The sequence below is a fragment of the Corynebacterium sp. KPL4035 genome, from assembly GCF_037908325.1.
Classification (GTDB): domain Bacteria; phylum Actinomycetota; class Actinomycetes; order Mycobacteriales; family Mycobacteriaceae; genus Corynebacterium; species Corynebacterium kefirresidentii.
Genome location: NZ_JBBMGF010000024.1, coordinates 1 through 3,163 on the forward strand (window position 1 = coordinate 1; position 3,163 = coordinate 3,163).

Annotated in this window: 3 protein-coding genes and 2 tRNA genes; 1 reads left to right on the top strand and 4 read right to left on the bottom strand. The window is 57.4% G+C overall.

Features of this window, described 5'->3' with window-relative positions:
- The 4 genes from WMP96_RS11615 to WMP96_RS11630 all read right to left on the bottom strand — a co-directional run.
- Window positions 1-1,015: glycosyltransferase family 87 protein (locus tag WMP96_RS11615; protein WP_340433597.1), on the bottom strand; the 1,015-nt coding region annotated here is incomplete at its 3' end.
- A 6-nt stretch (window positions 1,016-1,021) separates the two neighbouring features.
- A complete protein-coding gene (locus WMP96_RS11620; protein WP_023021416.1) occupies window positions 1,022-1,720 on the bottom strand; it encodes a pyrimidine reductase family protein in 699 nt (232 codons plus the stop codon).
- Window positions 1,721-1,792: 72 nt separating this feature from the next.
- Entirely contained in the window at window positions 1,793-2,695 is a 903-nt protein-coding gene (locus WMP96_RS11625; protein ID WP_301715701.1) for a DMT family transporter, read from the bottom strand.
- A 72-nt stretch (window positions 2,696-2,767) separates the two neighbouring features.
- Window positions 2,768-2,842, bottom strand: a tRNA-Val gene (locus tag WMP96_RS11630).
- A gap of 245 nt (window positions 2,843-3,087) precedes the next feature.
- Between WMP96_RS11630 and WMP96_RS11635 the strand changes: the two genes are divergently transcribed.
- A tRNA-Gly gene (locus WMP96_RS11635) sits at window positions 3,088-3,163 on the top strand.

Sequence of the window (3,163 nt, forward strand, 5' to 3'; positions counted from 1 at the left end):
AGACCGGAGCCAAAAAGAGAAATGCGGCCAACCACGCTCCTGCGGAATGAAATACCGAGCGCGGGAGCACAACGGTAAACATCAGCGGGAAAAGCCACATGGAATAGTACTGCTGGCCTAGGGAAGACAGGAAGAAAATTCCCACCATTATCGCCCCGCTAGTGGTCAGTGCCCACAAGGTTGGGTCGGAGTTGCGCCAGCGTAAAAGCCCGAGAATCGCTGCGGCCGTAAGACCGGCAAAAATCAGCCACACGGTCCAATACAACCCGGCGCCAAAATTAACGTAGGCGTGGAAACCCGCCCAGGAAGAATTGGCATAGTCACGAGTTTCCGAAAGATAGGGCAGCAGCTTTTCGAAAAAGCCGCTGGCGCCCGGCACCACCGGCCACGCCAGTAGATTGAGAATCACCGGAACTCCGATGCCTCCGGCGAGACTGCGCCACTGGAGCTTTACCAAGGGCAGGAAGAGCAGCGGCGCAAACTGCGGCTTGATGACGATGGCAAGGCCAATGACCACGCCTGCCACCCAGCCCAACCACGGGGTGCGCTCGGCCCGCAAAAAGGCCCACAAAAACACGGCCAGACACAGCAAGAGAACGCCGTTGATATTGGTAAAGGCAAGCGTATTGGTCACTGACTCCGTGACAAACGCCAGCGCAATAGATACCGGCCACACGGGCGAGGTGAGCTTGCGGTCCACTATAAGGGTAAGCACCGCCAGTGCCGCGATGATCGCGGCCGCATTCGCCACGATGAATAGTCCTCGCGCAAGTGAGAAGTCTAGGTGCCCTAATGGCGCAAGCAGCAGCGTGGCTCCCGGGGTATACAGATACAGCGGGTCAACGTGGTTATAGGCCTGCTCGTAGACCGGCTGGCTGCTGGACATGCGCGCCACCGCGTTATACACGGTGGTGAAATCATCCGTTGGCGTGCCGTTGCGCGCAATGATGAATACGCGGTGCACAACGAGCAATACGGCCACGGGCCAAGCGGCAACATTGATTCGGGAATTCACGGGCCCTTAGTCTACGTCCTCGCGGGTGCGGGAATACCGCAGAAACACCGTGCCATCCGTATCGGCCGCGACATTTTCCAACTGCATGCGGCGGTGGGAATGCTCGCCCTTAAAAGTAGCCATCGGAGTCTCTACGCCGGTAGACAGATGCGGATCCAGGGTCAAATACATCTGGTCAATCGCATCGGCGTCCACTAATTGCCCAATCATTCCTGGTCCGCCTTCACATAGCACGCGCTTAAACCCGCGATCCTTCAGGACGGATATGTAGTCGCGCACGCTTCCTTCACCGGCATCGCAGACCTCCGCCCCCGTGCTTTCAATAGCCTCGATTCGGGTAACGATGTCTTCATCCTCCCAGCTGCTGTGTGGGGCCAAGATGACAGGTGGGGTAGTAAAGTCTGTAAAAAAGTCCGAGTCGATATCGAAATCAAGGCTGCGAGAAGGCACTGCAATAGGAGCTGGGCGCGAGCCATCGGTGCTAGGAACAACGCCGGAGTAATCTTCTGCGCGCACCGTTTGCGCGCCCACCAACACCACGTCTGCCCAGTCCCGTAGAGCTGCAAAAAGTTGTCCATCGGTGTCATTTCCCATGTCTTCTGAGACATGGTTCATCGTCGCCGATCCGGTCAATGTGCTGACCATATTCGTACGGATGGTGAATGTGCCGCGGGAATCAGGACCCAAAAGCGAAGAGATATCCATGTCATCCCAGTGTAGCCAGAGCGGCGAGTGCCCAGCATGGCAATAACAGCGCCATAACCTCAGCAAGACGGGCTACACCAGACGGATGAGAATCACGCCGACCAGTATCACTGCAATGCCGGCTACCTGGCGCAGCGTTACGCGGGCGCCACGCAAGCGATCAATGAGTAGGGACCCCAGCATGGAGCCGAGCAGAGCCGCGACCACGGTAAGCCCCGTGCCCAGTTGTGGTACCAAAGCCGCGTTGCCAAAAACAAACAACGCACCCAGGACGCCACCAACCCACATCCACCAGGGATTGTTCTTCCCCTCGGGGCGCTCAATGCGAGGTCGCCAGCGTAGAACAATATTCACAATGGCAAGGGCAGATACCCCGACGCTAAAAGAAACTAAAGCCGCGCTAACAGGTGAGCCAGTAATCTGGCCCAGGTGACCATTGATCGCGGATTGGCTTGCAGTAAAACAGCCAAAAACAAACCCCGCTAAGCGCCACATCCACAGCGCTGTGGCACTGTCCTCACGCTTCGTGGGCGCGCTGGGGCCGGCGACGATGGCGATTACTCCGCCTAGGACGATGAGAGCCCCTAGCATGCGAACCACGGTCAGCGGGGATATAGGGGAGTCAAAGAGCCCAAGGTGATCGATGACGAGCCCCATGATGATCTGACCGGCGATGGGAAGAACTACGGTCTGGACGGCACCCAAGGGGGGAAATAGGAGAATATTCCCAGTAAGCGCAACTACGCCGAGCAAACCGCCGAACCATATCCACAGTGGTTGGCCAGCTGTGCGGGAAAGGCCGAATTCACCGCCGGTGACAGCGGTGGCGATAACGAGCAAGGTCACCGTGCCCACGGCGAAAGAGATAAGCGAAGAAGAAAAGGGCGTGCCTGTTGACAAGCGCAAGCGCGTATTAACCAGGGTCTGTACGGGCAAAACGAGCCCAGCGATAACGCCTAAAAGGATCCACAACACGACGGAACACTTTACCGGCACACAAAGTAACCCGCCCAGGCTCCTTGTGAAGAGGAGCGCTGGGCGGGGAAGTGGTGGTCCTAACTGGGATTGAACCAGTGACCTTTCCGGTGTGAACGGAACGCTCTCCCACTGAGCTATAGGACCGTGCGGTGGCTAAATGTACACCGCTTGAAATTCAAATACCTAATTGGCTGCGTAGGGCTACTCATGAGCGGGAGGCGGCTGGGCGCCTGCGGTCCACAAGAATCACACCGGTGTGATTTGGGAACGTACAAACGTGGAATATCGGCGGTTAAAAGCAAGGCGCTGGGCTGGGGATTTGGAAACTGGCGCGGAGCACGATAATGTTTCTTCTCGCACCGCAACGGAATAAAAGTTTGCGGCGCAATGCGGATGTAGCGCAGTTGGTAGCGCATCACCTTGCCAAGGTGAGGGTCGCGAGTTCGAGTCTCGTCATCCGCTCCA